General features: G+C 40.4%; 23 protein-coding genes. 15 read left to right on the forward strand and 8 right to left on the reverse strand.

Annotated features, from left to right (window positions below; translation table 11 throughout):
- Positions 1–256: 256 nt before the first annotated feature.
- Both E5N72_RS07455 and E5N72_RS20715 read right to left on the reverse strand, forming a co-directional pair.
- Entirely contained in the window at positions 257–565 is a 309-nt protein-coding gene (locus tag E5N72_RS07455) for an EscU/YscU/HrcU family type III secretion system export apparatus switch protein (protein ID WP_135923886.1), read from the reverse strand.
- 5 nt (positions 566–570) lie between these two features.
- Complete coding sequence (locus E5N72_RS20715; RefSeq protein ID WP_240704504.1) at positions 571–3,204, reverse strand: flagellar hook-length control protein FliK; 2,634 nt, start codon at positions 3,202–3,204, stop codon at positions 571–573.
- Between the two features lie 102 nt (positions 3,205–3,306).
- Here E5N72_RS20715 and ccmA point away from each other — a divergent pair, with 102 nt between their 5' ends.
- From ccmA to E5N72_RS07510, 10 genes are read left to right on the forward strand one after another with little or no spacing between them, the layout of a single operon-like run.
- Positions 3,307–3,927 (forward strand): cytochrome c biogenesis heme-transporting ATPase CcmA, encoded by a 621-nt coding sequence (gene ccmA, locus E5N72_RS07465; RefSeq protein WP_135923887.1) that lies wholly within the window; start codon positions 3,307–3,309, stop codon positions 3,925–3,927.
- Positions 3,927–4,613 carry a heme exporter protein CcmB gene (ccmB, locus tag E5N72_RS07470; RefSeq protein ID WP_135923888.1) on the forward strand — a complete coding sequence of 229 codons (687 nt, stop codon included), beginning with the start codon at positions 3,927–3,929 and terminating at the stop codon, positions 4,611–4,613. The genes ccmA and ccmB overlap by 1 nt, the downstream gene beginning before the upstream one ends.
- Position 4,614: 1 nt before the next feature.
- A complete protein-coding gene (locus E5N72_RS07475; RefSeq protein ID WP_135923889.1) occupies positions 4,615–5,352 on the forward strand; it encodes a heme ABC transporter permease in 738 nt (245 codons plus the stop codon).
- Positions 5,353–5,354: 2 nt separating this feature from the next.
- Complete coding sequence (gene ccmD / locus E5N72_RS07480) at positions 5,355–5,558, forward strand: heme exporter protein CcmD (protein WP_054553244.1); 204 nt, start codon at positions 5,355–5,357, stop codon at positions 5,556–5,558.
- The gene (gene ccmE / locus E5N72_RS07485; RefSeq protein WP_135923890.1) at positions 5,555–6,034 is read left to right on the forward strand and encodes a cytochrome c maturation protein CcmE; all 480 of its coding nucleotides are present in this window, start codon (positions 5,555–5,557) and stop codon (positions 6,032–6,034) included. The genes ccmD and ccmE overlap by 4 nt, the downstream gene beginning before the upstream one ends.
- A 1-nt stretch (position 6,035) precedes the next feature.
- Positions 6,036–7,991, forward strand: coding sequence for a heme lyase CcmF/NrfE family subunit (locus E5N72_RS07490; RefSeq protein WP_135923891.1), 1,956 nt, complete (start codon positions 6,036–6,038; stop codon positions 7,989–7,991).
- Positions 7,988–8,560 carry a DsbE family thiol:disulfide interchange protein gene (locus E5N72_RS07495; protein ID WP_135923892.1) on the forward strand — a complete coding sequence of 191 codons (573 nt, stop codon included), beginning with the start codon at positions 7,988–7,990 and terminating at the stop codon, positions 8,558–8,560. Before E5N72_RS07490 ends, E5N72_RS07495 begins: the two co-directional genes overlap by 4 nt.
- Positions 8,557–9,018, forward strand: coding sequence for a cytochrome c-type biogenesis protein (locus tag E5N72_RS07500; protein ID WP_135923893.1), 462 nt, complete (start codon positions 8,557–8,559; stop codon positions 9,016–9,018). The genes E5N72_RS07495 and E5N72_RS07500 overlap by 4 nt, the downstream gene beginning before the upstream one ends.
- Positions 9,019–10,278, forward strand: a complete 1,260-nt coding sequence (gene ccmI / locus E5N72_RS07505) for a c-type cytochrome biogenesis protein CcmI (RefSeq protein ID WP_135923894.1) — start codon at positions 9,019–9,021, stop codon at positions 10,276–10,278.
- 9 nt (positions 10,279–10,287) lie between these two features.
- Entirely contained in the window at positions 10,288–11,019 is a 732-nt protein-coding gene (locus tag E5N72_RS07510) for a VacJ family lipoprotein (RefSeq protein ID WP_135923895.1), read from the forward strand.
- A 66-nt stretch (positions 11,020–11,085) separates the two neighbouring features.
- On the opposite strand, the gene E5N72_RS07515 is transcribed toward E5N72_RS07510, so the two are convergent.
- Positions 11,086–12,309: an HDOD domain-containing protein gene (locus E5N72_RS07515; RefSeq protein ID WP_135923896.1), complete on the reverse strand. Its 1,224-nt coding sequence runs from the start codon at positions 12,307–12,309 to the stop codon at positions 11,086–11,088.
- Between the two features lie 370 nt (positions 12,310–12,679).
- Between E5N72_RS07515 and putP the strand changes: the two genes are divergently transcribed.
- A complete protein-coding gene (gene putP, locus E5N72_RS07520; protein WP_135923897.1) occupies positions 12,680–14,191 on the forward strand; it encodes a sodium/proline symporter PutP in 1,512 nt (503 codons plus the stop codon).
- A gap of 62 nt (positions 14,192–14,253) precedes the next feature.
- On the opposite strand, the gene E5N72_RS07525 is transcribed toward putP, so the two are convergent.
- Positions 14,254–14,556, reverse strand: coding sequence for a YebG family protein (locus E5N72_RS07525; RefSeq protein ID WP_135926253.1), 303 nt, complete (start codon positions 14,554–14,556; stop codon positions 14,254–14,256).
- A gap of 287 nt (positions 14,557–14,843) precedes the next feature.
- Here E5N72_RS07525 and E5N72_RS07530 point away from each other — a divergent pair, with 287 nt between their 5' ends.
- Positions 14,844–15,137 carry a helix-hairpin-helix domain-containing protein gene (locus E5N72_RS07530; protein WP_135923898.1) on the forward strand — a complete coding sequence of 98 codons (294 nt, stop codon included), beginning with the start codon at positions 14,844–14,846 and terminating at the stop codon, positions 15,135–15,137.
- Positions 15,138–15,160: 23 nt separating this feature from the next.
- Here E5N72_RS07530 and E5N72_RS07535 read toward each other — a convergent pair whose 3' ends face one another.
- From E5N72_RS07535 to E5N72_RS07545, 3 genes are all read right to left on the reverse strand, one after another.
- On the reverse strand, positions 15,161–15,463 hold the full coding sequence (locus E5N72_RS07535; protein WP_135923899.1) for a DUF6170 family protein: 303 nt from the start codon (positions 15,461–15,463) through the stop codon (positions 15,161–15,163).
- Complete coding sequence (dsbB, locus tag E5N72_RS07540; protein WP_135923900.1) at positions 15,463–15,981, reverse strand: disulfide bond formation protein DsbB; 519 nt, start codon at positions 15,979–15,981, stop codon at positions 15,463–15,465. Before dsbB ends, E5N72_RS07535 begins: the two co-directional genes overlap by 1 nt.
- A gap of 127 nt (positions 15,982–16,108) precedes the next feature.
- Positions 16,109–17,260: a chorismate mutase gene (locus E5N72_RS07545; RefSeq protein WP_135923901.1), complete on the reverse strand. Its 1,152-nt coding sequence runs from the start codon at positions 17,258–17,260 to the stop codon at positions 16,109–16,111.
- Between the two features lie 332 nt (positions 17,261–17,592).
- Between E5N72_RS07545 and E5N72_RS07550 the strand changes: the two genes are divergently transcribed.
- Positions 17,593–20,592, forward strand: a complete 3,000-nt coding sequence (locus E5N72_RS07550; RefSeq protein ID WP_199527881.1) for an EAL domain-containing protein — start codon at positions 17,593–17,595, stop codon at positions 20,590–20,592.
- Positions 20,593–20,608: 16 nt separating this feature from the next.
- Here the strand turns inward: E5N72_RS07550 and E5N72_RS07555 are convergent, their stop codons facing one another.
- A complete protein-coding gene (locus E5N72_RS07555) occupies positions 20,609–20,938 on the reverse strand; it encodes a stress response translation initiation inhibitor YciH (RefSeq protein WP_135923902.1) in 330 nt (109 codons plus the stop codon).
- Between the two features lie 133 nt (positions 20,939–21,071).
- Here E5N72_RS07555 and E5N72_RS07560 point away from each other — a divergent pair, with 133 nt between their 5' ends.
- Together E5N72_RS07560 and E5N72_RS07565 are read left to right on the forward strand one after the other, a co-directional pair.
- Entirely contained in the window at positions 21,072–21,377 is a 306-nt protein-coding gene (locus E5N72_RS07560) for an STAS domain-containing protein (RefSeq protein ID WP_135923903.1), read from the forward strand.
- Entirely contained in the window at positions 21,377–23,047 is a 1,671-nt protein-coding gene (locus tag E5N72_RS07565; protein WP_135923904.1) for a fused response regulator/phosphatase, read from the forward strand. The genes E5N72_RS07560 and E5N72_RS07565 overlap by 1 nt, the downstream gene beginning before the upstream one ends.
- Positions 23,048–23,069 lie beyond the last annotated feature (22 nt).

Consider the following 23,069-nt stretch of genomic DNA (forward strand, 5'->3'; position numbering starts at 1 on the left):
GCAGGCCTCTACCATTCTTGAGGCGAGGGTATGCCGTGTTAGCGGTTTAGTTGATTCTTTTTTCATAGACCATCAAACTTGGGGATTTACTTTAAGTTATTCAAATTGCCAACCTCCTAATCATCAGACCTTGACCCTTTGATTTAGATACAACAGGTATAAAAAAACTTCGAAAAATCGAAGTTTTTTTTGATTCCCCCTTTATGGTTAATGCCTTGCCCAATGAGGCGCTTTTTTATTGGAACACTTCTAAGCCCTAAGCTTGAATGTTGAGCTTACCCTGAAAATCTTGCCAACCCGGTGGAAATTTACCACGCAATACATACGAAAATGCAATTAATTCAGCAATGACATAGTAAAGCTCTTTTGGTATTTCTTCACCTAACTCAAGGTGCGATAAGGTTTGTGCTAAGTCAGCGTCTTGATGTATTAAGATGCCTTTTTGTTCGGCAAGTTTAACAATTTCGTCAGCAAGTTCACCAAAGCCTTTACTGGTTACTCGTGGCGAACTGCCCGCTTCGTAGAGTAGGCCAATAGCAGATTTATGTTGATATTGTTCGCTCATAAAATTTAGACCTTGATGTTAATAATCGCATGTGACTTGTAAAAGGCTTGATGACTTGGCGTACCTTGTTGCAAATTAAGCTCACCAACATTTAGACCATGGCTTGCTAGTTTATGACGCAGCGTTTCTAAATGCGGATGTGCAAGAGCCGTGACCTCTTGTGAAGAGGCTAATAATTGGCAATCTACCGCTGTGTCCATAACCTCTGCGGTAACTTGTAATTTACCAAGCTGCGCATAGTCAAAGTTTAGCCTAACAAACCATACATTTTTACTTTCAAGCTTGTTTTTGCTCGGCTTTTTATATTGGCCTAAGCTGATTTCTGTTTGCCCTGCCTCTGCTGGAAGTTTCATCGGTAAGAAAAATTGTGCAAGCGGGTTACTATCTTGCTGTTGGTTTATCGGCGTCGTTTGTACTTGAGTGAGAGTATTCTTTACTTGGCTTAACTCACCCGCTAAGGCTTGCAAATTGGGTTGTTGTAATTGCTCCAGTAACTTACTGCCATTAATGGCTTTAAAATTGGGTACTAGCACTTGCAATAAAGCATCAAGACCTGTTTGGTTGTTAAAGCTTAAATTAGTGGGAGCCTGATTAATAATAGGTGCAGCTAAAGCGGTTACTGCTAGTTGCTCTAGACCTTGATTAAAGCTTGCTTGTTGGTTTTGTGGTGTTAAAGATGTTGGTCTAAGTATACTTAGTAGTTCACGCTCGATCGTTGCTGGGTGTATGTTTTGACTTGAAATCATGCGGTTAAATGCTTGATTAACTAACCTATTTAGATCAACAGAAGAAGACGTACTTTGCTCACTAAGAGCGACTAACTTTTCACTTAACTGCAAAGGTAGTGGCGTGCTTGTGGGCTTTTGACTCTGTGGCATTGGCACTAACTTGGCTATTAGTGCAGCTTCAATAGGCCTAATAGCGAGTAGGGGTTGGCGTAAATTAGGCTCTTTTGCTGCTAAAAAAGGAGCGAGAGAAGAAACTTGGTTTGTTATTGATGCAGGCAGTTCCGCTTTAACTTTTAAATGATTTGCCGTTTGCTCTGTAATTGCACCCTTTGTTCTCGCTAAGGATTGCAACTGATCACCACTCACAGTTTGTTTAATCGCCTTAGTTGCAAGCGCTGGATTGTCTTTCGATACTGCGTTATCAATATTAGTGGCGATGTTTGAAGCTAGAGCGGGTATAGAGTTCGCCTTATTTATAGCATTTGCCGCTACAGTTGTAGGAGGCTTTTCGGTTATTTGAGCGCTATTAATGAGTGCTGCTTTGTCGTTGATTGCGGGCGTATTTATTAATGGTTCAAGACTTACTTTAAGTTGCTGAAACAATTGAATTAGCGGCGCCGATTTATTAAAGCTGACAGGCAACATAGGTTGTTCGCCAGCAGACTTTGTGGCCGCCAACTGCACATTGTTATTGATGGTAGGCAAAAGTGGGCCCGGCTGTTGTTTTAAAGGCGAGTTAGAGGTCATTAACCTCGACCAATTTGGGTCTAAAGACGCGAGCTTAATTATATTGATTTGTTTAGCATTATACCCTAGCTGGCTTACACTGTTGCTTGCGCCCAGCGTTTGACTAACAGATAAGTTAGCTGTTGATTTTGTTGTTGCTGGTAAACGCTCAAAGTAACGCACTGCATCACTAATACGGGTTTTCAAATCGGCAAAACTGTCTTTTAACCAAGAGCGTATTGGTGAATCATTACTACTTGATGGAGCCAAAGGCGTTGTCTTACTGTCAAGTGGTTGGCTTTTAAGAGCATGTGTAAATGTATCTGAGAGTGAGTTTTTTAATAACAAATGTTGTATTGGCGCTTTGTTGACAAGTTCAATGGTCTCTTTTACGCGCTGTGATAGCAGTTTTAGCGTATGAGGATTAAATTGCCAATGCGCTTGAATTTGTTTTGCTTGTTTTGGGGGGATTGCTGCAAGTGGCAGCGTTAACTCGCTATTTTGTTTGGTTGCTAAACTCAATTGTAGCTGTTGGCCGGTGAGTTTTAAGTCTATTTCTGGGACTAGTTTAGCGACTAAATCAGCGACTTTTTGTTGGCTAACACTTTGTTGATGCAGTGAATCCCCAAAGCGATTAATGATGTTTAAGTTAAAACTATTTTGCTGATTTGTAGCTGGCAACAAGATTGCTTTGAGTGGCGCTTCAGTTTTTAACAGTGTTGCCAAGGTATTGTTAAGGGCAAACTCTGTTTTTAGTGATGGCAGTTGCAATATTGGCTGATTGCTGGCAATAGTTGCCGGGTAGGGCGTGTTTGTATTTGCATTCCCCTGTGTGAACAAGTTAAGAAGTGCTTGCATTTGCTGACTTTTACCCAGTGTAATTGTGATAGGCAGAGGTGTAATAGTGAGCCCTTTGCCATCATTACTTAATTGGATGTTTGCCGATAAGAATCGTTCAGTTTTGGGATTTTCTTGCTCAGTAGATAAACGCAATGTTTGCCATGCATTGTTGATTAATACATCCATCTGCACACTGTGTTTGCTAATCACGATATTACGGGCAGTTAGACTCTGATCAGCGAGCATTTTTAATGCCTCGCTTGATGAATGTTGTGAAGCACTGCTAATACTTTTAGGGTCAATATTAAGCTGGGTGCTGAGAGTCAACTGGCTTTGTTTATTCATTATTTTAGATCAAATATAAGTTAATCGTTTTAAAGCAATATTCGTATTACCCTATCATTATGGTAGACTAACGCCTAATTTTGGGTATAGAGAATCGTCATCTTGTTACACATTAAGGCCGTCACCTGCATCAAGCAAGATCGTTGTTTGTTTGCGGATCTTAATTTCAGCTTAAAATCTGGGCAAATTATGCAGTTAGCTGGTCCAAATGGGGCTGGTAAAACATCATTATTGCGTATTATCGCAGGTTTCGCTATGCCTGATGAAGGTGAGGTATTATGGCAACAACGTTCTATCGCAAAATACTATGATGAATTTGCTGATGAGTTATTATTTATCGGTCATAAGACAGGTGTAAATAGTCAACTTACGGCACTTGAAAACCTTGCTTTTTGGCTGAAAATAAACGGCTATGATAGCAAGCAAGACTTATATCCGGTCTTAGCTAAGATAGGTCTAGTGGGTCTTGAAGACGTACCTGTGCGCATGTTATCAGCAGGACAACAGCGTCGTGTTGCATTGGTTCGTCTTTGGTTAAATAACGCCAAACTGTGGATATTAGACGAGCCTTTTACTGCGCTTGATAAAAGTGGGGTGGCGTTTTTGCAAGAGCGATTTGTTGAGCATCTTAATGCGGGTGGAGCTATTTTATTAACCACCCACCAAGATTTAACGGCACATTTTAGTGACCTTAAAACAGTGACTTTGGAGTATCGCCACTGATGGTAAAGCAGCACTCGTATTGGCAACTATTCTCTGCAGTTTTTTCTAAAGATCTTAAATTAGCGTTTCGTCAGCGTGCTGAAATCGTTAACCCTATCTTGTTTTTTCTTATTGTAATTACACTTTTTCCGTTAGCAATTGGCCCTGAGCCCGGTCTACTTGCTCGTATGGCGCCAGGCATTATTTGGGTCGCAGCATTACTTTCGACCATGTTAGGTTTAGATAAGTTATTTCGTGATGATTATCACGACGGAACATTAGAGCAATTAATCGCTTCGGCATACCCATTACCACTGACCGTTCTTGCTAAAGTTGCGGCTCATTGGGTGATTACGGGGCTGCCTCTTGTGCTTATGACTCCGGTATTTGCTTTATTATTGAATTTAGAAAGTTCAGCGCTGTTAGCAACCGTTCTGACGTTATTGTTAGGGACGCCATTGCTGAGTTTCATTGGCGCAATTGGTGCTGGACTGACTGTGGGATTACAAAAAGGTGGCATTTTAATGAGTTTACTTGTTTTGCCTTTGTATATCCCTGTACTAATTTTTGCAACCTCGGCTATCGATACCAGCTCTATGGAGCTTGCCTATAGCGGACAGCTTGCAATCCTTGGTGCCATGCTAATCGTAGCGATTATAGCGGCGCCAATTGCCATATCGTCAGCATTGAAAGTGAGTGTAAGTTAATATGTGGAAGTGGTTACATCCCTACGCAAAAGCAGATCGTGCTTACCAATTGTGTAACACCTTACTGCCTTATTTCGCCGTCGTTACGGTGGTCTGTATGATTGTTGGATGGGTCTGGGGGCTTGCTTACGCCCCAGCCGATTACCAACAAAAAGACAGCTACCGAATTATTTTTATCCATGTGCCTTCAGCTATTTTATCTATGGGCGCTTACTCTTCTATGGCGATTGCTGCAGTGATCGCACTAGTATGGCAATTACGTAATGCAGAACTCGCAGTGATTGCAATTGCACCTGTTGGGGCATGTGTGACAGCGATAGCATTAATTACTGGTGCTGCATGGGGTAAACCTATGTGGGGCGCTTGGTGGGTGTGGGATGCACGCCTAACCTCTGAGCTTATTCTGTTATTTTTATACCTTGGTGTGTTATCGCTTTATCATGCTTTTGAAGATAAAAAAGCGGCGGGTCGAGCAGCCTGTATTTTAGCGATTGTCGGGGTGATCAATTTACCGATTATTCACTTCTCGGTTGAGTGGTGGAACACCTTGCATCAAGGTGCAACCATTACAAAGTTTGATACTAAAGCCATTGACCCAAGCATGTTTTGGCCACTGATGGTGAATATTGTGGCATTCGCAGCGTTCGTCGGTACGGTGACGTTAATACGTCTTAAGAACGAAATTTTACAACGTGAAAAGCACCGCCCTTGGGTGCGTGATATGCTTGAGCGAGGTTAATCATGCAGTTTGATTCTTTTGCAGATTTTATTGCCATGGGTGGCTATGGCTTTTATGTTTGGCTGTCATTTGGCAGCTGTGCATTAATTTTACTTGGTATTTTATTTAGTTCGTTAAACGACACAAAACGTATTTTCTCTTCAGTAAAGCAGCAAGCACAACGTGAAGAGCGCATTAAGAAAGCGAAGCAAGAGGCAGGGCAATGAATCCAAGACGTAAAAAGCGTTTATTAGCGGTTGTAGCCATTATTTTTGGTGTGGGTGCAACGATTGGTTTAGTGCTGTATGCACTGCAAGAAAACATTAATTTATTCTATACACCAAGTGAATTGGTTGATGGAAAAGGGCCTAATAAAGAAAAACCGCATATTGGGCAAAAACTACGTATCGGCGGCATGGTTGTGCCAGGCTCAGTTGTCCGTGACGAATCAAGCTTAAAGGTAAGCTTTAAGTTAATCGATACGGGCCCTATGGTGACAATTAATTATCAAGGAATTTTGCCGGACTTATTCCGTGAAGGCCAAGGGATTGTGGCACAGGGCGTGTTAGTGAAAGCGAATGAAATTGATGCCTTTGAGGTACTTGCAAAGCATGATGAAGAATACATGCCAGCAGAAGTTGCTGAAGCTGTGAAGGGTATCAAACACGAAAAACCGACCTATAACTTAGATAACGGCAATTAATATGATCCCAGAACTCGGTTATTTTTCTTTAACACTGGCCATGGTGCTCAGTGTTCTACTGTGTATTTTTCCTTTGTGGGGCGCGCATACCGGCAATTTAAGGTTAATGCGTGCAGCCCCATCACTGGCAATTGGTCAGTTCGTATTCGTACTTTTATCTTTTGCAGCACTTATTTATGCCAGTTTAACCGACGACTTTACCGTTTCGTATGTTGCTTATCACTCAAGTAGCACCTTACCTTGGTACTACAAAATAACCTCAACATGGGGTGGCCATGAAGGAGCTATTTTACTTTGGTTAGTGATGCAAGCAGGTTGGACAGCGGTTGTTGCTATGCGTTCACAATCATTACCTTGGGTATTACGTGCTCGTGTACTGGGCGTGCTAGGCTTTTTAGGTGTTGGCTTTATGCTGTACACCTTGTTAATGTCGAGTCCATTTGAGCGCTTATTACCGTATTTCCCTGTTGAAGGTCGCGATTTAAACCCATTACTGCAAGACCCAGGTATGATCATTCACCCGCCATTGCTCTATATGGGCTATGTTGGGTTATCTGTGTCGTTCTCATTCGCCATTGCGGCGTTACTTACAGGCAAACTCGATAATACTTGGGCAAAGTGGTCTCGTCCTTGGACAATGACTGCATGGGGCTTTTTAACACTCGGTATTACCATTGGTAGTTGGTGGGCATACTCAGAACTCGGCTGGGGTGGCTGGTGGTTCTGGGATCCCGTTGAAAACGCATCACTAATGCCTTGGCTTGTGGCAACCGCGTTGTTGCACTCATTATCAACCACAGAAAAACGTGGTGTATTTAAGTCTTGGACCGTATTACTAGCTATAGCAGCATTCTCGTTAAGCTTACTGGGTACCTTTATTGTTCGTTCGGGCATTATTGTATCTGTGCATGCTTTTGCGTCAGACCCTAATCGCGGCATGTTTATTTTAGCTTTCTTGGCCATTGTTGTTGGCGGTGGTTTATCGCTTTATGCACTGCGTGTTTCGCAGGTTAAAAGTGAGGGGCGCTATAAGTTTGCTTCACGTGAAGTAGCGCTTTGGTTAAATAATATTTTCTTAGTTGTGGCAACACTGATTGTTTTACTGGGCACTTTATTGCCAATGATCCACAAAGAACTTGGCTTAGGCAGCATCTCGATAGGTGAACCATTCTTCAATAAGATGTTTGCTATTTTACTCGTGCCATTTGCTATCTTAATGGGGATAGGTCCGCTGTTACGCTGGAAGCAAAACAAGTGGTCAATGCTACAGAACAAGCTGTTATTATCGGCTGTGGTCAGTGTGGTTGTTACCGGTGCATGGTTATATTCAAGCTACGACGTAATTACGCCAATTACCTTTATTGCAACCGCATTAGCAGTATGGATTTTTGTTACTACACTGATAGATTTAGCTGCAAAAGTAACTATTCATAAAACCATAGGTGAAGGCTTTAAGCGATTAGGTCTAAGCTATTGGGCAATGGTTTTAGGTCATATTGGTTTAGCGTTTGTAATTGCAGGTGTCACGTTAACCTCTGCTTACTCGGTTGAGCGTGATGTATCAATGAAACCGGGTGACACAGTGGCTTTAAATGAATACCAGTATCGCTTTGACGGTGTTAAGTCTATTCGCGGGGCTAACTACAGTGGCCATGCTGGGGTTGTCACCGTGCTGAAAAACGATAAACAAGTGACGGTTTTACATGCTGAAAAACGCCGTTATGACATTGGCATGCAGTTTATGACAGAAGCAGCTGTTGATGCAGGCTTCACCCGTGACTTGTATCTAGCGCTAGGTGAGCAATTAAGCCAAGGTGCGTGGTCGTTACGTATTTACCATAAACCGTATGTTCGTTGGATGTGGCTCGGTGGCATCTTGATTTCACTGGCAGGCTTTTTAGTGCTTGGTGATAAACGCTATCGCCAGAAATCGACTAAGCAGGAGGCTTCAGCATGAACCGCAAATTGTTAGCGCTAGCGCCATTATTGGTTTTCGTTTTGTTGTGTGTGTTTTTATATCAAGGCTTGTTTGCAAACCCGCGTGAGCTGCAAACAGGGCGTATTGGTCAGACTATGCCAACATTTAACCTACCTGATTTGATGGATGAGTCAAAGCGTTGGACTGATGCCGATCTCAAAGGCGAAGTATACCTGCTGAATGTGTGGGGCACATGGTGCCCGACCTGTTTAGCTGAGTTAGGTTATTTAACAGAGCTTAGAGAGCAGGGCGTTAAGATTATTGGCTTATACTACGAGCAAGGTTATGACCCTGACTTTGATGGCCAGTTTGATATTAATGCGTTACGTGAAGATGTAACCAGCATGCTAAATCGCGCTGGCGACCCTTATCAGTTCAATATTTTGGATTTAAAGCGTACATTAGCCCTCGACTTAGGGGTATCTGGTGCGCCTGAAACGTTTTTAGTTGATAAGCAGGGCACAATTTTGCTTCATCACACCGGTGATATTAATCCACGTGTTTGGCGTGCTAAATTTGCACCGTTAATGCAGGAATTACAGCAATGAGATTCGTTATTCTTCTAGCAAGCTTGCTGATCGCCTTTAGTGCAATTGCAGAGCAAGACAAGTACCAGTTCGATGACAAAGAGCAAGCTACGCGTTTTAGTGAATTAACTAAAGAGTTACGCTGCCCTAAATGTCAAAATCAGAATATTGCCGACTCAGACGCCGTTGTTGCCAAAGACTTGCGCGATAAAGTATTAGCCTTAGTAAAAGAAGGCAAAACAAAAGACGAAGTGATTGACTATATGATTGACCGCTATGGTTACTTCGTTCATTACGATCCGCCTGTCACTCCAGCAACACTTGTGCTTTGGGTATTACCAGTGCTCATTGTGGTGCTTGGCTTTGGCTTTATTGTATTGCGTCAGCGTAAAGCATCAGTGAAGCAAACATGGACTGAGCAAGACGAGAAATTACTTGCAAAACTAATTGAACAAAATCAACGTCAGGAGCAAAGCTAAATGGCATTAATGTGGGCTTCTTTTGTTTTACTCACACTGATTGCATTGCTGTTTGTTGTCGTGCCGTTTTTTAAACGCGAACGTATTCAACGCCTTGATCACAATGCAAACTCGGAATTGATCCGAATTTATTACCAACGTTTAGATGAGCTTAAAGACGATCTTGAAAATCAACGTATCGATGCACAAATGCATGACGAGGCAGTTGTTGAGCAAAAGCGTCGTTTACTTAATGAGTTATCACCAGAAAAAGCCTTAAACAGCAAAGGTAACAACCGTATATTTGCTTTAACAGGAGCAGGCTTTTTAATCGTTTTAACAGCTATTTTCTATGGCTACACTGGCAGTCAGCAGCAAATAAAAGGCTGGCATGATGCAATGTCAAATCTAAAGTCATACGGTGAGCGAGCTGTGATGCAAAATGGTGAGCCGTTGACTGCAAATGAACTTCAAGCATTTGCATTAGCGCTGCGTACTAAACTTGATCAAAGTGGTGATGACGAAGTAGCCTGGATGCTACTTGGACGTGTTGCAATGTCGTTAAATGAATTTGATATGGCAAAGCAGTCATTTGATAAAGTATTGAAAATGAATCCGGATAACAAGCAAGTGCTGATCAGCTACTCGCAAGTTCTGCTAATGGAAGGCAATGACGCGAACATGTCTCAGGCTGCGACTATGCTTTCAAAAGTGTTAAAAGCAGAGCCAACCAATATTGATGCAATCTCATTGTTGGCCCTAATTGCCTACGAGCGTAAAGATTGGCTGCAAGCTAAAACCGCGTTTGAAGTACTGCTAGCGAGCATGGAGCAAAACGACCCTCGTTATAGCATGATTGCAGAGCGTATTGCTGAAATTGATGCCCATTTAAATAATGAGCAAGTCACAAATACAGAACTAGCTGATGCTTCAAACAGTGAAATTAGCATCACAGTTGATTTGGACCCAGCACTTGCTGACTCACAGCCACAAAACGGCACGTTATTTGTTTTTGCAAAAGCAGCCAGTGGTCCGCAAATGCCATTAGCTGTGGTAAAAATGACAGAATATAGCTTTCCACTAACAGTGACGTTAAGTGATGCTAACGCAATGGTTGATGGCCTGAATTTATCGAGTGTTGAGCAAATTATTTTAACCGCGCGTTTATCGAAAGATGCAACTGTGGTAACTTCTAGCGGCGAGTTGGAAGGCAAGTCGGATGTCTTGGAGCGTGCTAACGTTAAAGAATATTCGTTGCTAATTAATGAGTTAATACCTTAAGGATAGCCAATGTTTAGGCATAGTATATTTTTAATTTTTTTTGCTGTACTTGCAGGATGCGCACAAGTACCCGAAGAAAAAGCAGATGAGCGAGATCCATTGCAGTCATTCAATCGTCCTATGTATGACTTTAACATGGATGTGCTTGATGCTTATATTCTGCGCCCTGCTGCTGTGGGCTATGTTACAGTGACACCTATGCCTGTTAGGCGCAGTATTGTTAACTTTACTGATAATATTACTGCACCAACTGATATGGTTAACGCTGGTTTGCAGGGCAAACCAGGGAATATGGGGATCAGCCTTGCGCGTTTCTTAGTGAACTCTACGGTTGGCTTATTTGGCTTTTTCGATGTGGCCTCTTCATTAGGGCTAGAGATCGTTGATGAAGATTTTGGCCAAACGCTAGGTGTGTGGGGAGTAGGAGATGGTGCCTACTTGATGATACCTGGCATGGGGCCAAGTACAGTACGAAATTTAACGGGTGATGTAGTTGATAACATAGTATTACCTGAAATAGCGTTAACAACACCTCAAACCATTTTAGTGTTTGCACTGAAAGCGGTTGAAGCGCGTGCTTCTTTGATACCTCAAGAAAGTCTATTAAATGAGTCACTTGACCCGTACATATTTGTTAAAGATATCTATTTCCAGCGTCAATTATATGAGCTTCATGATGGCAATCCACCAATGGAAAAAGAGCCAGACGATTTTGATGAAGACTTCTTAGAAAACCTTTAATAGCGTTGACCACAACGAAAAAATGCCAGCTATATTGCTGGCATTTTTGTATTTACATTTCGAACATTAGTCGCCGAATACAGACATTTGTTCATTCGACCAGTTCAATGCATCGTGATATGCATCGGGCACCTCTTCGGGTTTGAGGCCGAGTTGTTGTTGGATCTCTTTGGCACTTTCCCAGTCAGCTTGCTCGTAAAACTTTACAAGGCGTAAATACGTTGCTAATAAACCTTCGTCATGAAGAAGGGCACCTTTAATTTCATTTGTTAGCGGTAATTTGCCCATTACGCTTGGCATATCTTCATCTAAGATTGCATCCATAAGCGACATCATACCGGTCAAAAATGCCATTCCAGTATCGCGTAATTGCCCATGACTGATAGCTAACAGCTCAGCAAAGCGAGCTCGCGTGAGTGATAAGCGGATGAGTTCAGCAGGCTTATCTGCAGCCACTTGTGCGGCGAATAACAGCGATAAGAAACGTTTAATTTCTTCGCTACCTAAAACGATAAGTGCCTGTTTGATGGTGCTGATTTCAGCACGACGTTTAAATGCTGCAGAGTTTGAATAACGCAGTAACTTGTAAGATAAGTTAACATCTCTTTCAAATACATCGGTGATTTTTTTAAGATTTAAGTCAATACTCGATGTTTCATACAAAAGCTCAGCTAATGCCATCTCAGACGGTGGTAAAGTTTTGCTTTGCACCATCTCAGGTTTCGAAAAGAAGAAGCCTTGAAAGTAGCTAAAACCCATATCGATGGCCAGTTGGTACTTCTCATGGGTCTCAACTTTTTCTGCCAACAACTTAATGTGTGGGTGAGGCTTTATAGCTTCAATCACCGTCTGCAGAGATTCAGGTGTACAGGTTAGAAAATCGATTTTTATAAGATCAATATACGGGTAAAAATGACGCCAAACTGGTTGGTGAATATAATCATCAAGTGCTAGCGTATAGCCTCTTTCTTTCAAATCTTTGACAAGAGCCAGTAATCGCTTACCAGGTTGAATAGTTTCAAGAATTTCAACTACAACATTGTCTTTACCTAATAATAACGGGTAACCCTTTTGTAATGTTTCTAACGTAAAGTTTATATAAGCAGGTTTGTTGTCTGTTAAGTCTTCCAAACCAAAGTTAAATTGGCTGCCTTCAATGAGCCGTGACGTTGCTTCATCGCCATCAATATCTGGAAACACATTATCTACTCCATCCCTAAAGAGGAGTTCGTAGCCGACTAGTTTCTTTTCCTTATCTAAAATCGGTTGGCGCGCAGCGTAAAAATACATAGTCCAAGCTTGTCCACATCAGTTATTTCATTATCCCCTCGCAATATATGCCATTGTATCTAAAATAGCATTAATAAAATGACAAGATATGGGGATAAATTATGATTTTATCTTAACGTTAAGACTAGGATAAATCGTAATGAAATTCTATAAGTTATGATTAAATATCACAATTTTGTTAGCGTATCGTTGTAAATGTAAACTTAGTTGGTTATCGGCACTATTGGAGTTATAGTGTCGAAGCGTGGTATAGTCATGAGTGATATCGGTTTTTACCCCAATAATGTCTTATAATTAAATAACTTGCGAGTCATTATTCGGATTAAAAGCCAACATTAACTAATTTTTGGAGGCTAATTTGGAAACAGGAATGATAATTTCGTTAGCATTATACTTCATCGTAATGTTGGGAATAGGGCTATATGCCTATAAGCAATCAACAGATGATGTGTCAGGTTATATGCTAGGTGGACGTAACTTATCTCCAAGTGTTGCGGCGCTTTCAGCGGGTGCATCAGACATGAGTGGTTGGTTATTAATGGGCTTACCAGGTGCAATGTACTTATTTGGCCTAAGCAAGGTTTGGATTGCAATCGGTTTAGTGCTTGGTGCATGGGCTAACTACTTTTTAGTGGCACCTCGATTACGTGTTTACACCGAAAAAGCCAATGATTCGATAACTATCCCTGATTACTTTGCAAACCGTTTTGAAGATAATAAAAATATCTTACGTGTTATTTCTGCAGTCGTTATCATTGTATTCTTTACTCTATATACCTCATCAGGAGTTGTAGCGGGCGGCAAGCTGTTCGAAAATTCATTTAATATGAGTTATGAAATGGGCTTGTACATTACTACGGGTGTTGTTGTGCTTTACACCTTATTTGGTGGCTTTTTAGCAGTGAGCTTAACTGACTTCGTGCAAGGCTGTATCATGTTTATCTCGCTGTTAGCGGTGCCTATTGCAACCTACACTATGCTTGATCAACCATTTATGGATACGCTTGCAAATGCACGCTATGACTTATTATTAAGTTCTCCTAAAGAAACAGAAATACATGCACTTAACATGATGGACTGGTTCGCTGGTGGTTCAACAATTGCCATTATTTCTGCAATGGCATGGGGCTTAGGCTATTTTGGTCAGCCACATATTATTGTTCGTTTCATGTCAGTTCGCTCTGTTAAAGATATGCCAACGATGCGTCGTGTAGGTATGTCGTGGATGACGCTTTCAGCTATTGGTGCCGTATTTACAGGCTTATTTGGCGCAGCGTACATGCTCGAAAATCAAATGCCAATCGATGATAAAGAAACGATTTTCTTGGTGTTATCTGAGCTTATTTTCCATCCACTTATTGCGGGTTTCTTATTGGCTGCTATTTTAGCGGCAATCATGAGTACTATCTCGTCGCAACTATTAGTATGTTCAAGTTCACTAACAGAAGATTTCTATAAGATTTACTTAAATCGTAGCGCTTCACAAAAAGAGCTAGTGTTAGTGGGTCGTATCAGCGTTATTTTGGTTGCTTTATTTGCTATTTATCTTGCGTATGACCGTGACAGCTCAATCCTTGATTTAGTAAGTAATGCATGGGCTGGTTTTGGTGCTGCATTTGGTCCGCTTGTGCTAATTAGTTTGTACTGGAAGCGCATGAACTTACAAGGAGCAATCAGTGGCATGGTTGTTGGTGCAGCAACAGTGTTGTTTTGGATTTACGCGCCAATCACTATTGACGGCCAAGCTCTAAGTGCAATCATCTATGAGATTGTCCCTGGCTTTATTTTATCAACGATAGCGATTGTTGTTGTAAGCCTTATGACAGCCGAGCCGAAAAAGGAAATTACAGACTTATTTGATGAGGTTGAATCATCACTGTAATTTTTGATTAAACACAAAAAAGGGCAACAGATGTTGCCCTTTTTTAATTTTAAAGCGAATGGTTAGCTTGCAGCTTTCTCTTTTATATCTGCAACGTTATCGTCTGACTTTGCTTTTTTAGGCTTAGCAGGTGCTTCTTTTGCACCTTTGAGTACAGCCATAAATTGGTCTTTTTCTTTTGCCATTTCAAGCGCCAGTGACTCAATTTGTTGCTCGCTTAATGGTACATCAACTTTTTCAAGCATTAGTTCCAATGACTCAGCAATGTCGAGCATTTTGTCATACGCATCAGCTTCTTTTTTAGTAGTAAACGTCATGCGCTCGACTCCGTTTCTTTCTACAACATATTTAACAACAACAGCCATGATCTCTCCTGCATTTAAGCGTGGCATTTGTAGCGTAAAATCGCCATCTTGATTACTGTTTTTATATACAGTAATGTGTTGTGGCATTATTTGCAAGTAGCAACTTACATTTTTCTTTCTATCATTTGACAAAGAAAGCGAAATTAGCTTAATTTAAATTGTTACCTAAAATCTATCCAAGCATCGGAAAACTGCTAGGCCTATAATTTTAAGAACACAAGCGATGGAGCGAGTGTTTGGTAACAAAGGAAATTAGTTGTCCAAGTAAGGACATCATGGAGGAAAATATGAAATTATTATCAAGTCTATTGTTAGCTTCAAGCCTTGCGCTTTTGCCCGCCACAGCTGCACTTGCAGCGAAACCTGTTGATGTTGCAGATGTTAAGCTACAAAAAGTAAGTTTGAATAAAGCCACGTTAGAGCAGCTTACTCAATTACCAGGTATTGGTGAAGCAAAGGCCAAAGCAATTATTGAATATCGTAAGAGCCAAGGTAACTTTAAAACTGTCGAACAGCTAAAAGAGGTTAAGGGGATTGGTGAGAAACTCTACCAAAAATTAAAGGGACAAATTACGCTTTAAAAAGCCACTCTGTCAAACAGGGCCTAACAGCCCTGTTTGTATTCTTTAATAGCGGTTTGCAGATGTGGCAATGCAAATATATTTTCGAGTGGTGTGGTTAAAAGCGGATAGCTTACCCCCGCTAACAGTAACCAGGGCAGAAGCATCCATCCTTCAAAATACGCGAGCCCTAAAAATAGTGGTGCCAAAAAAGCAAGTTTACAGACAGATAAAGTGATTTTGTGCATAGGGCTCAAATGGCTAAGTGCAAGGGCAATGATTTGCTGGCGCTGCCTCACTTTAAAGACCTTTAATTCAGGTATTTGACTGGTAAAAAAATATATCATTACAGTGACTTTTTGCATACAAGGCGGCTAATTATAACCACTAAAAATACGACAGAGAACGCAGCGAAGATCACTTCCATCCAAGCTGGCATACTCAGCGATGCAAACTGCCAATCTATATTGCCGCAATCACCAGTAGCAGCAAAGAAACTTGGGATCCACTCATGAAGAGGCATAAAGCTTGGAAAGTTTGGTTCAAAAGCACAGCTGAATGCAAAAGGATCAGTGTTGTTCTGCATTGCAATGTGTTCTTTGGCGATAAAATAACCCCAAATTGCTGATATACCCCAACTGACAAATGCTAATACTCTACATACCATCGCCTGCGGGTTAATCGCACCTATAACACCTGCAGCAAGTAAGCCTAATACTGCTGTACGTTGATAAATACACATGATGCATGGCTCAAGACCCATATTGTATTGAAAAAACAATGCGGTGATTTCAAATGCTAAGGATATCACGGCTAATAATAGCCAAGGTGTTCTTTTAGTTGCTAATTCTGCTAACCAATTCATGTATGTTCCATTTTAAAAATGTTTTCAAGATTATGCTTACACTGGGAAGGGTGTGCAAGTCTCTGCGATAAAATTAAACAAAAAGGAGCCTGTTGGCTCCTTTATTTAACTAATAGAATAAGGTGGATTAAACGCTTACTGCTTGTAATGATTCACTTTGATAACAGCCTAATACACGGGTGTACTGGGTGTGTTCTTTTAGCTCTTCGAGCGCTTGTTTAACATGTAAGTCATCAAGGTTCGCTTCAAGGTCGACATAAAACACTTCTTCCCATGGGTTACCAGGTACAGGGCGAGATTCAAGCTTTACTAGATTGATCTGATGATGTTTAAAAATCATCAGTGCATCTGCCAAAGAACCGGCTTGTTGTTTTGTAGCCATAATTAAACTGGTTTTGGTCGGAATTTGCTTTGAAACTTGTAGCGGCTTACGTGCTACAACGATAAAGCGGCTATGATTTTCACTTTGGTTAGCAAGACCTGACTTAACAACCTCTAGGCCAACATTTTTACCGGCTTGTGCTGAACCAATTGCGGCACTGTTAGGTGTTTCAACAGCTGATTTTAAGGCGTGATAGGTTGAGTCGCAGGTTTCATGCTGAATATCTCCCAAACCTTGGATAAAGCGGCTGCATTGAGCAAAAGGCTGAGGATGAGCAAACACTTTGTTGATGTGAGAAAGCTCTGTGCCAGGCATCGCTAATAGGCAATGTTCAACACTGTGTGTCACTTCACCGACAATGGATACTTGCGCATGTTGTAATAAATCAAACACCTCATTAATACTGCCAGAGCTGGTATTTTCAATAGGCAATAAGCCAAAGTCTGCCTGACCACTTTCTACTTTACCTGTGATTTGATCAAAACTAGTACAGCCCATTTCAATTACTTTACCTGGGCGACGGCTAAAATATTTATGGCAAGCTAGTTGGCTATATGAGCCTTGTCCACCTAAGTATGCTACGCGGTGTGTTTCGCTCATTGCTTCAGGGTTGAGGTTCTTTTGCAACATGGCTTGCTGATTTAAAACTGAGTCTTCAAGAATGGTCTGAAAGACATTGTTTATGTAGTAGGCGTCTAGGCCAAGTGATTTACCATAGCTTATTAGCTTTTCGAGCAACGCTTGCTCACGTGCTTCATCTCGTATTGGTTTATTGTTAGCAATTTTATACTCAACAACGCTATGGCTTATTCGGCGTCTTTTGGCCAGTAAGACTAATAAATCTGAATCAATTTCATTGATATCGTGTCGTAATGCATTTAATACATCATTGCTCATGTTGGTTTCCTCATTCCAAAACAGTGCACAAACAAAAAAGCCTCCCAAGAGGGAGGCTTTAGCTATTCGGTGAATTTATCTCGCAAACAGTTAAGCCTCCTCTATCTAAAGAAGCTAAAAAACGAAAAACGTGTGCGAGAGATAATTTTATTCATTGCTTTAATGTAAAAACACTTGTACACAAAGTCAACTGCATATCGCAGTAATTTATAAATGAGTACACTGATTAGGAAAATTCATTAATCTTCATAAAAAATTTATAAATATAAAAATGAATCTGGTATATTTGTTTTTGCATAATAAATAATAACAATTATTAATAAGGTAGTCCTGTGGTGTATCGACGACCGCCATCACGGTTTGGTGTGAATTCATTAAGTATGAAATTGTCGCTGCTGATCTCTGCGATTTGTTTAATTGCGGGTATTTGTGCAGCGGCTTTAATGCTCAAATCCGAAGAGAAGCAACTCGTGTTTGAAGAGCATGATCTCTTAAAGCACTCAAGTGAACGCTTAACAAAGCAGTTTAATCATTTAATCAACACTAAAATTAATATTGCGGAACAGGCTAATTCTGTTGTTAGTAGCCAGTTGCTACAAAGCGACTCTCATTTGCAAAGTAATTTTAACTCAGAAATTAAATTTGCTGTAGACGGCAGTATTCGTAGCACTTCTGCTGATGGGTTATCAGCTGCATTTATACCACAAGAAAATTACTCACCGTTTTACAAACAATTAATTAATGATTCCGAGTCATTATGGAAAATTGTTTCACCTACCTTAATCCAAGACTTTTTCAATTTCTATCTGATCACAAAAGACAATTTTATTCGTATTGCGCCGCCTAACTGGGCGCTAAATGTTCCGGGCGATTTTAATTTTACGACTGGTAAAACCTTTAACTACGCTAAAGAAGCTACCAACCCAAGTCGTGAAGCTGTTTGGTCAAATGTTTATTACGATAATATATGGCACAAATGGGTTGTGAGTGTGCTCGTTCCTATTTATCGTGGAAATGAGTTTTTTGGTGTAACAGGAAGTGATATTGCACTTGAAACACTGCTTTCTCAATTACCGATTGGCGATCGCGAACAAAACCTATTTGTTTTTGATGCGAATGGTCAATTATTGGCGCACCCTGATTTAGATAAGAAAACATTAGAAAAATACGGGCGTGAGGGGAAAAAATTAGCGACTCAAGATTTTGTGAATGCTGACTTGCAAAAGCTAGTCTCTGAAACCATTCGTCTTAGGTTGCCTGAGTCGGCAAATTCATTTGTACAAGATGGTGAAACTCACATTATCAATATCCGCAAAGTTGAACAGCTCGACTGGTATATTGGTATTTATAAAAAGCGTTCATCGGCATTATCTGCGTTAGAAGAGCTGAAAGTTAAATTTTTTGGCTTATTTATTTTGTACGCTATTTTAGTTGCACTGTTACTTCATCAAGCACTTTATCAATTAGTGTTACGCCGTATTCACTCTTTGGTTAATGCTGTGGTGAGCTTTGGTAAAGGGCAATTGCAAACAGAGTTTCCCAAAGAAAATAAAGATGAAATCGGTACCTTGAATGGTTCTTTCAGAGATATGGCCGTTGAGATCCGTAAATTGATAGATGGTTTAAATCAGCGTATCAGTGAAAAGGAAATTGCAGAAAAAGCGGCAAATCGATTATCTAAGGCTGTTGCATTCTCCGGAACGGGGGTGGTCATTACAGATGAAGAGTTTGAAGTAAAATACGTCAACCCAAAAATGGTTGAGATGACAGGCTTTGAAGAACGTCACTTTATAGGCTCTCCTTTACTGAGCATTATTTCACAAGAGATGGCAATATTAGTTGATGATATTGATATTGACCTGCGAAGCCGAAATTATTGGCGCGGTGATACCTTATTACAAGCAAATGATCGTCAATCTGTTTGGGTTTCTTTAAGTATTTCGCCAATTCGTGAAGACAGTGGTGAGATAACCAGTTACGTGGCATCAGCTCAAGATATTTCTTTTGTAAAAGAAAGCCAACGTAAGATGGAGCAACTTGCTTATTTTGATACCTTAACGGGGCTTGCAAACCGTACTTTCTTTAGAATGCAATTGCGTAAGTCAATGGCCTTAGCAGAGCGTGGTCATTATGCCTTTGCTTTGTTCTATTTTGATTTAGATGAATTCAAGCGTATCAATGATACGTTAGGCCATGATGCAGGTGACCAATTACTGGTTGAAGTAGCCAATCGCTTGAAAAAACGTTTACGCACAGAAGATACCATTGCCCGTTTAGGCGGTGATGAGTTTGCGGTTTTACTTAGTGGTATTGAGCATCAAACTCATGCGACAGAAGTTGCTAATACCATTCAACGTACGCTTAATGAGCCAATTAAGTTAGGTAACAATGAAGTGATCATTAGTGCCAGTATTGGTATTACAATGGCACCATTTGATAGCCAAGAAGAAGACCAATTACTCAAACATGCTGATCTTGCAATGTATGAAGCGAAAGCAAAGGGACGAAACACCTATCACTTCTATAGCCAAGAATTAAATGCTGCTGCGAATGAACGATTATTCATTGAAAATGAGTTACGTACAGGTATTCGTGAAGGCCAATTCAGAGTGTACTACCAACCTCAAGTTGATTGTCGTAACAACCAAGTTGTTGGGTACGAAGCGCTGATACGTTGGTTCCATCCGGAAGAGGGAATGATCCCACCGACAAAATTTATTCCTATTGCTGAAGCAACTGGATTAATTGTTGAGTTAGGAGCCTGGATTTTAAAAGAAGCCTGTGAGTTTGCAGCTCGATTAGCAGATCAGAATTTAAAAAATAATATCTCGATTAACTTATCTGCTCGACAGTTTAAAGATGCCAACCTAGTATCGACGCTTGATAACATTATTAAGCAAACCGGTGTGGAGCCAAAGCGACTGCACTTAGAGCTCACAGAAAGTATGCTGATGGGGCATGTAGAAGCTGCTATCTTGCAACTACATCAACTGAAAGCATTGGGCGTGTCGATTTCGATTGACGATTTTGGTACAGGCTATTCATCATTAAGTTATTTGAAGCGTTTCCCGGTTGATATTTTGAAAGTTGACCGCTCGTTTGTTAAAGATATTCCTGAGGATAGCAACGACATGGAAATCACGGCTGCAATTATCGCGATGGCGCAAAAGCTTAAACTAAACGTGGTTGCTGAAGGGGTTGAAACGATTGAGCAAATAGAATTTTTGCAAAATAACAATTGTTATATTGTGCAGGGCTTCTATTACAGTAAACCAGTCCCAGAAGATGAGTTACCAGCACTTTATGAGCACCTAAGCTCAATGAAGTCATAATGAGTGAGGGGGCTGACTAGCCCCCTGCAATTTTTACTTTAAATTTAAGCCCTTCGAGAATAGCTTTGAGTTTTTCTCTGTCGTCACCTTGCACCTCGATGATGCCTTCTTTAACGGCGCCACCTTGACCCATTTTACTTTTAATGGTTTTAGCCAGCTTTTTTAAGTCATGTTGCTCACTGTCAATACCAACAACTAGCATGACGCCTTTGCCTTTGCGGCCTTTTGTTTGACGCTCAATACGTAAAAAGCCATCTTTAAACGTTTTGCTTTGGGTTGGCTTTGTTTCTTTAGGTTGTTCAATACGGCCAGTCGCTGTTGAATAAACTAGATTATTGTCGCTCATAGTGGATCTCATTGTGAAAGCTTGCCCAAATAATAACAAATTTCATTCTAAGTGTTTTAATTTTTGGCTTATTTCTTTTAAGCAGTTATATTTAGATAATTCTGAGGAAGGAATTGTTTGTTAGGAGTTTATTATGAGTTTAACGTGCAGTACATCTGCAGATGGCGAAATTTTAACCGTTCAGATCAAAGGAAAGTTTGATTTTAATCTAGTGCAAACTTTTCGTCAGGCTTATGCTGACTTAAACGATAATATTAACAAAGTTGTTATTGACCTAAGAGAAACAGACTATATGGATAGCTCTGCACTAGGTATGCTGCTTAACATGAAAAAAAACCTTTCTGGTAAGGTCGACACAATTCAAATCAGTAACTGTCAGCCACAGCTAAAGAAAATTCTGCAAATTTCTCGTTTTGACAAAAAGTTTGATATTGATTGATGCTAAATATACTGGTTGTTGATGATTTAGAGTTAAATCGCCGTCTATTAACAGTGATGTTAGAGCAACAAGGTTATCGTGTTTTTACTGCCGATAATGGCTTGAATGCATTAAAGCTATTAGAAGAGAATAAAATCGACATCGTGTTACTTGATGTCATCATGCCAGTTATGGATGGTTTTGAAACTGCATCGATAATCAAAAAGCGCTTCAGCCAAGTTTACCTGCCAATTATTTTTATTACCTCATTAGAAGATGAGGCAAGTTTTGAACGTTGTTTAGCTGTTGGGGGAGATGACTTCTTACAAAAACCATTTCAAGAAGTGATTCTAAACGCCAAGATAAAAGCACACAGCCGAATTAGAAACTTAAGCCAAAAAGCCCATGATCAGAATTTGCAACTTGAGTACCATCAAAATCAAGTTGAAAGAGAGCATGAGATTGTTGAGCATATCTTTAATAACGCATTAGAAAACCAGCAAGCATTTCCTGCTCATTTAGACTTCCATTTATCTCCTGCCGCCATGTTTAATGGTGATATGTTTCTTGTGGCACAAAGCCCTATTGGCAGTTTATATTGCATGTTAGGAGACTTTACAGGTCACGGCTTAGCTGCAGCGGTTGGAGCATTACCCGCTTCACGCGTGTTTTATACCATGGTAAGTAAAGGTATGTCGGTCAGTGATATTGCGGCTGAAATTAATACTGTACTGGGCAATTTACTGCCAGGCCACATGTTTTGTGCTGCGACTATTTTAGAGCTGAGTAAATCTGGAAGAAGTGTTTCAGCATGGTTAGGTGGTTTACCTGACATTTATGTTATTAATGAAAAAGGCAACATAGCCCGAACGCTAGAATCACAGCATATGGCGCTGGGTATACTTGAGCCTGAAGAGTTTGAACGTGGTTTAATTCACATCGAAGTTGAGCCATCATCGCGAATCGTGATGGCAACAGATGGCATTATTGAAACAACTAACCTCAATGATGAGTACTTTGGTGAACAACGATTTAAAAAAGTATTAGCGTCAAAATCGTATATAAGTACAGAACAAATAATTGAGCGTGTTAATCGTTTTGCGCGTGGTAATCAACAACAAGATGACTTGAGCTTAGTGTTGTTAAATTGTTTGCCGGTTCCTTCACCAGAACAGACATATGAGCAGTTTTCGCCTTTACCTTTTCATATCTCAATGAGCTTAAACGCAAAGCAAATTAAAAGTACCGACCCCGTTTTAGAAGTGATCGAACTGCTTAGCAAAATTGGTGGCTTAAATGATCATCGGGCTAATATATTTTTGATGTTATCTGAAGCTTATAATAATGCACTTGATCATGGTGTTCTTGGGCTTGACTCAGAGATAAAAAACCAAGAAGACGGTTTTTTAATCTATTATCAACAACGAGAAGAAGCTCTGGCTTCGTTAAGCGAAGCATTAATCATTATAGATATTCAATATAGTCCCGAAACATTAGAATTAGACTTTACGATTTGTGACTCAGGGAATGGATTTTCAAAAACAGGGCAGAGTCAGCAAAACCTAGTTAGAGAACATGGTCGAGGTCTATGTTTACTTTCTGAGATAGCTTCTAAAGTCTCATTTAATAGCGCTGGCAACCAAGTCGAAATTAATTATAAATTAACTGCAAGCAAAGCTAGCTCACACTAAAATCGCATGTTATCATTTCGGC

The sequence above is a fragment of the Pseudoalteromonas sp. MEBiC 03607 genome, from assembly GCF_004792295.1.
Lineage (GTDB): Bacteria > Pseudomonadota > Gammaproteobacteria > Enterobacterales > Alteromonadaceae > Pseudoalteromonas > Pseudoalteromonas lipolytica_C.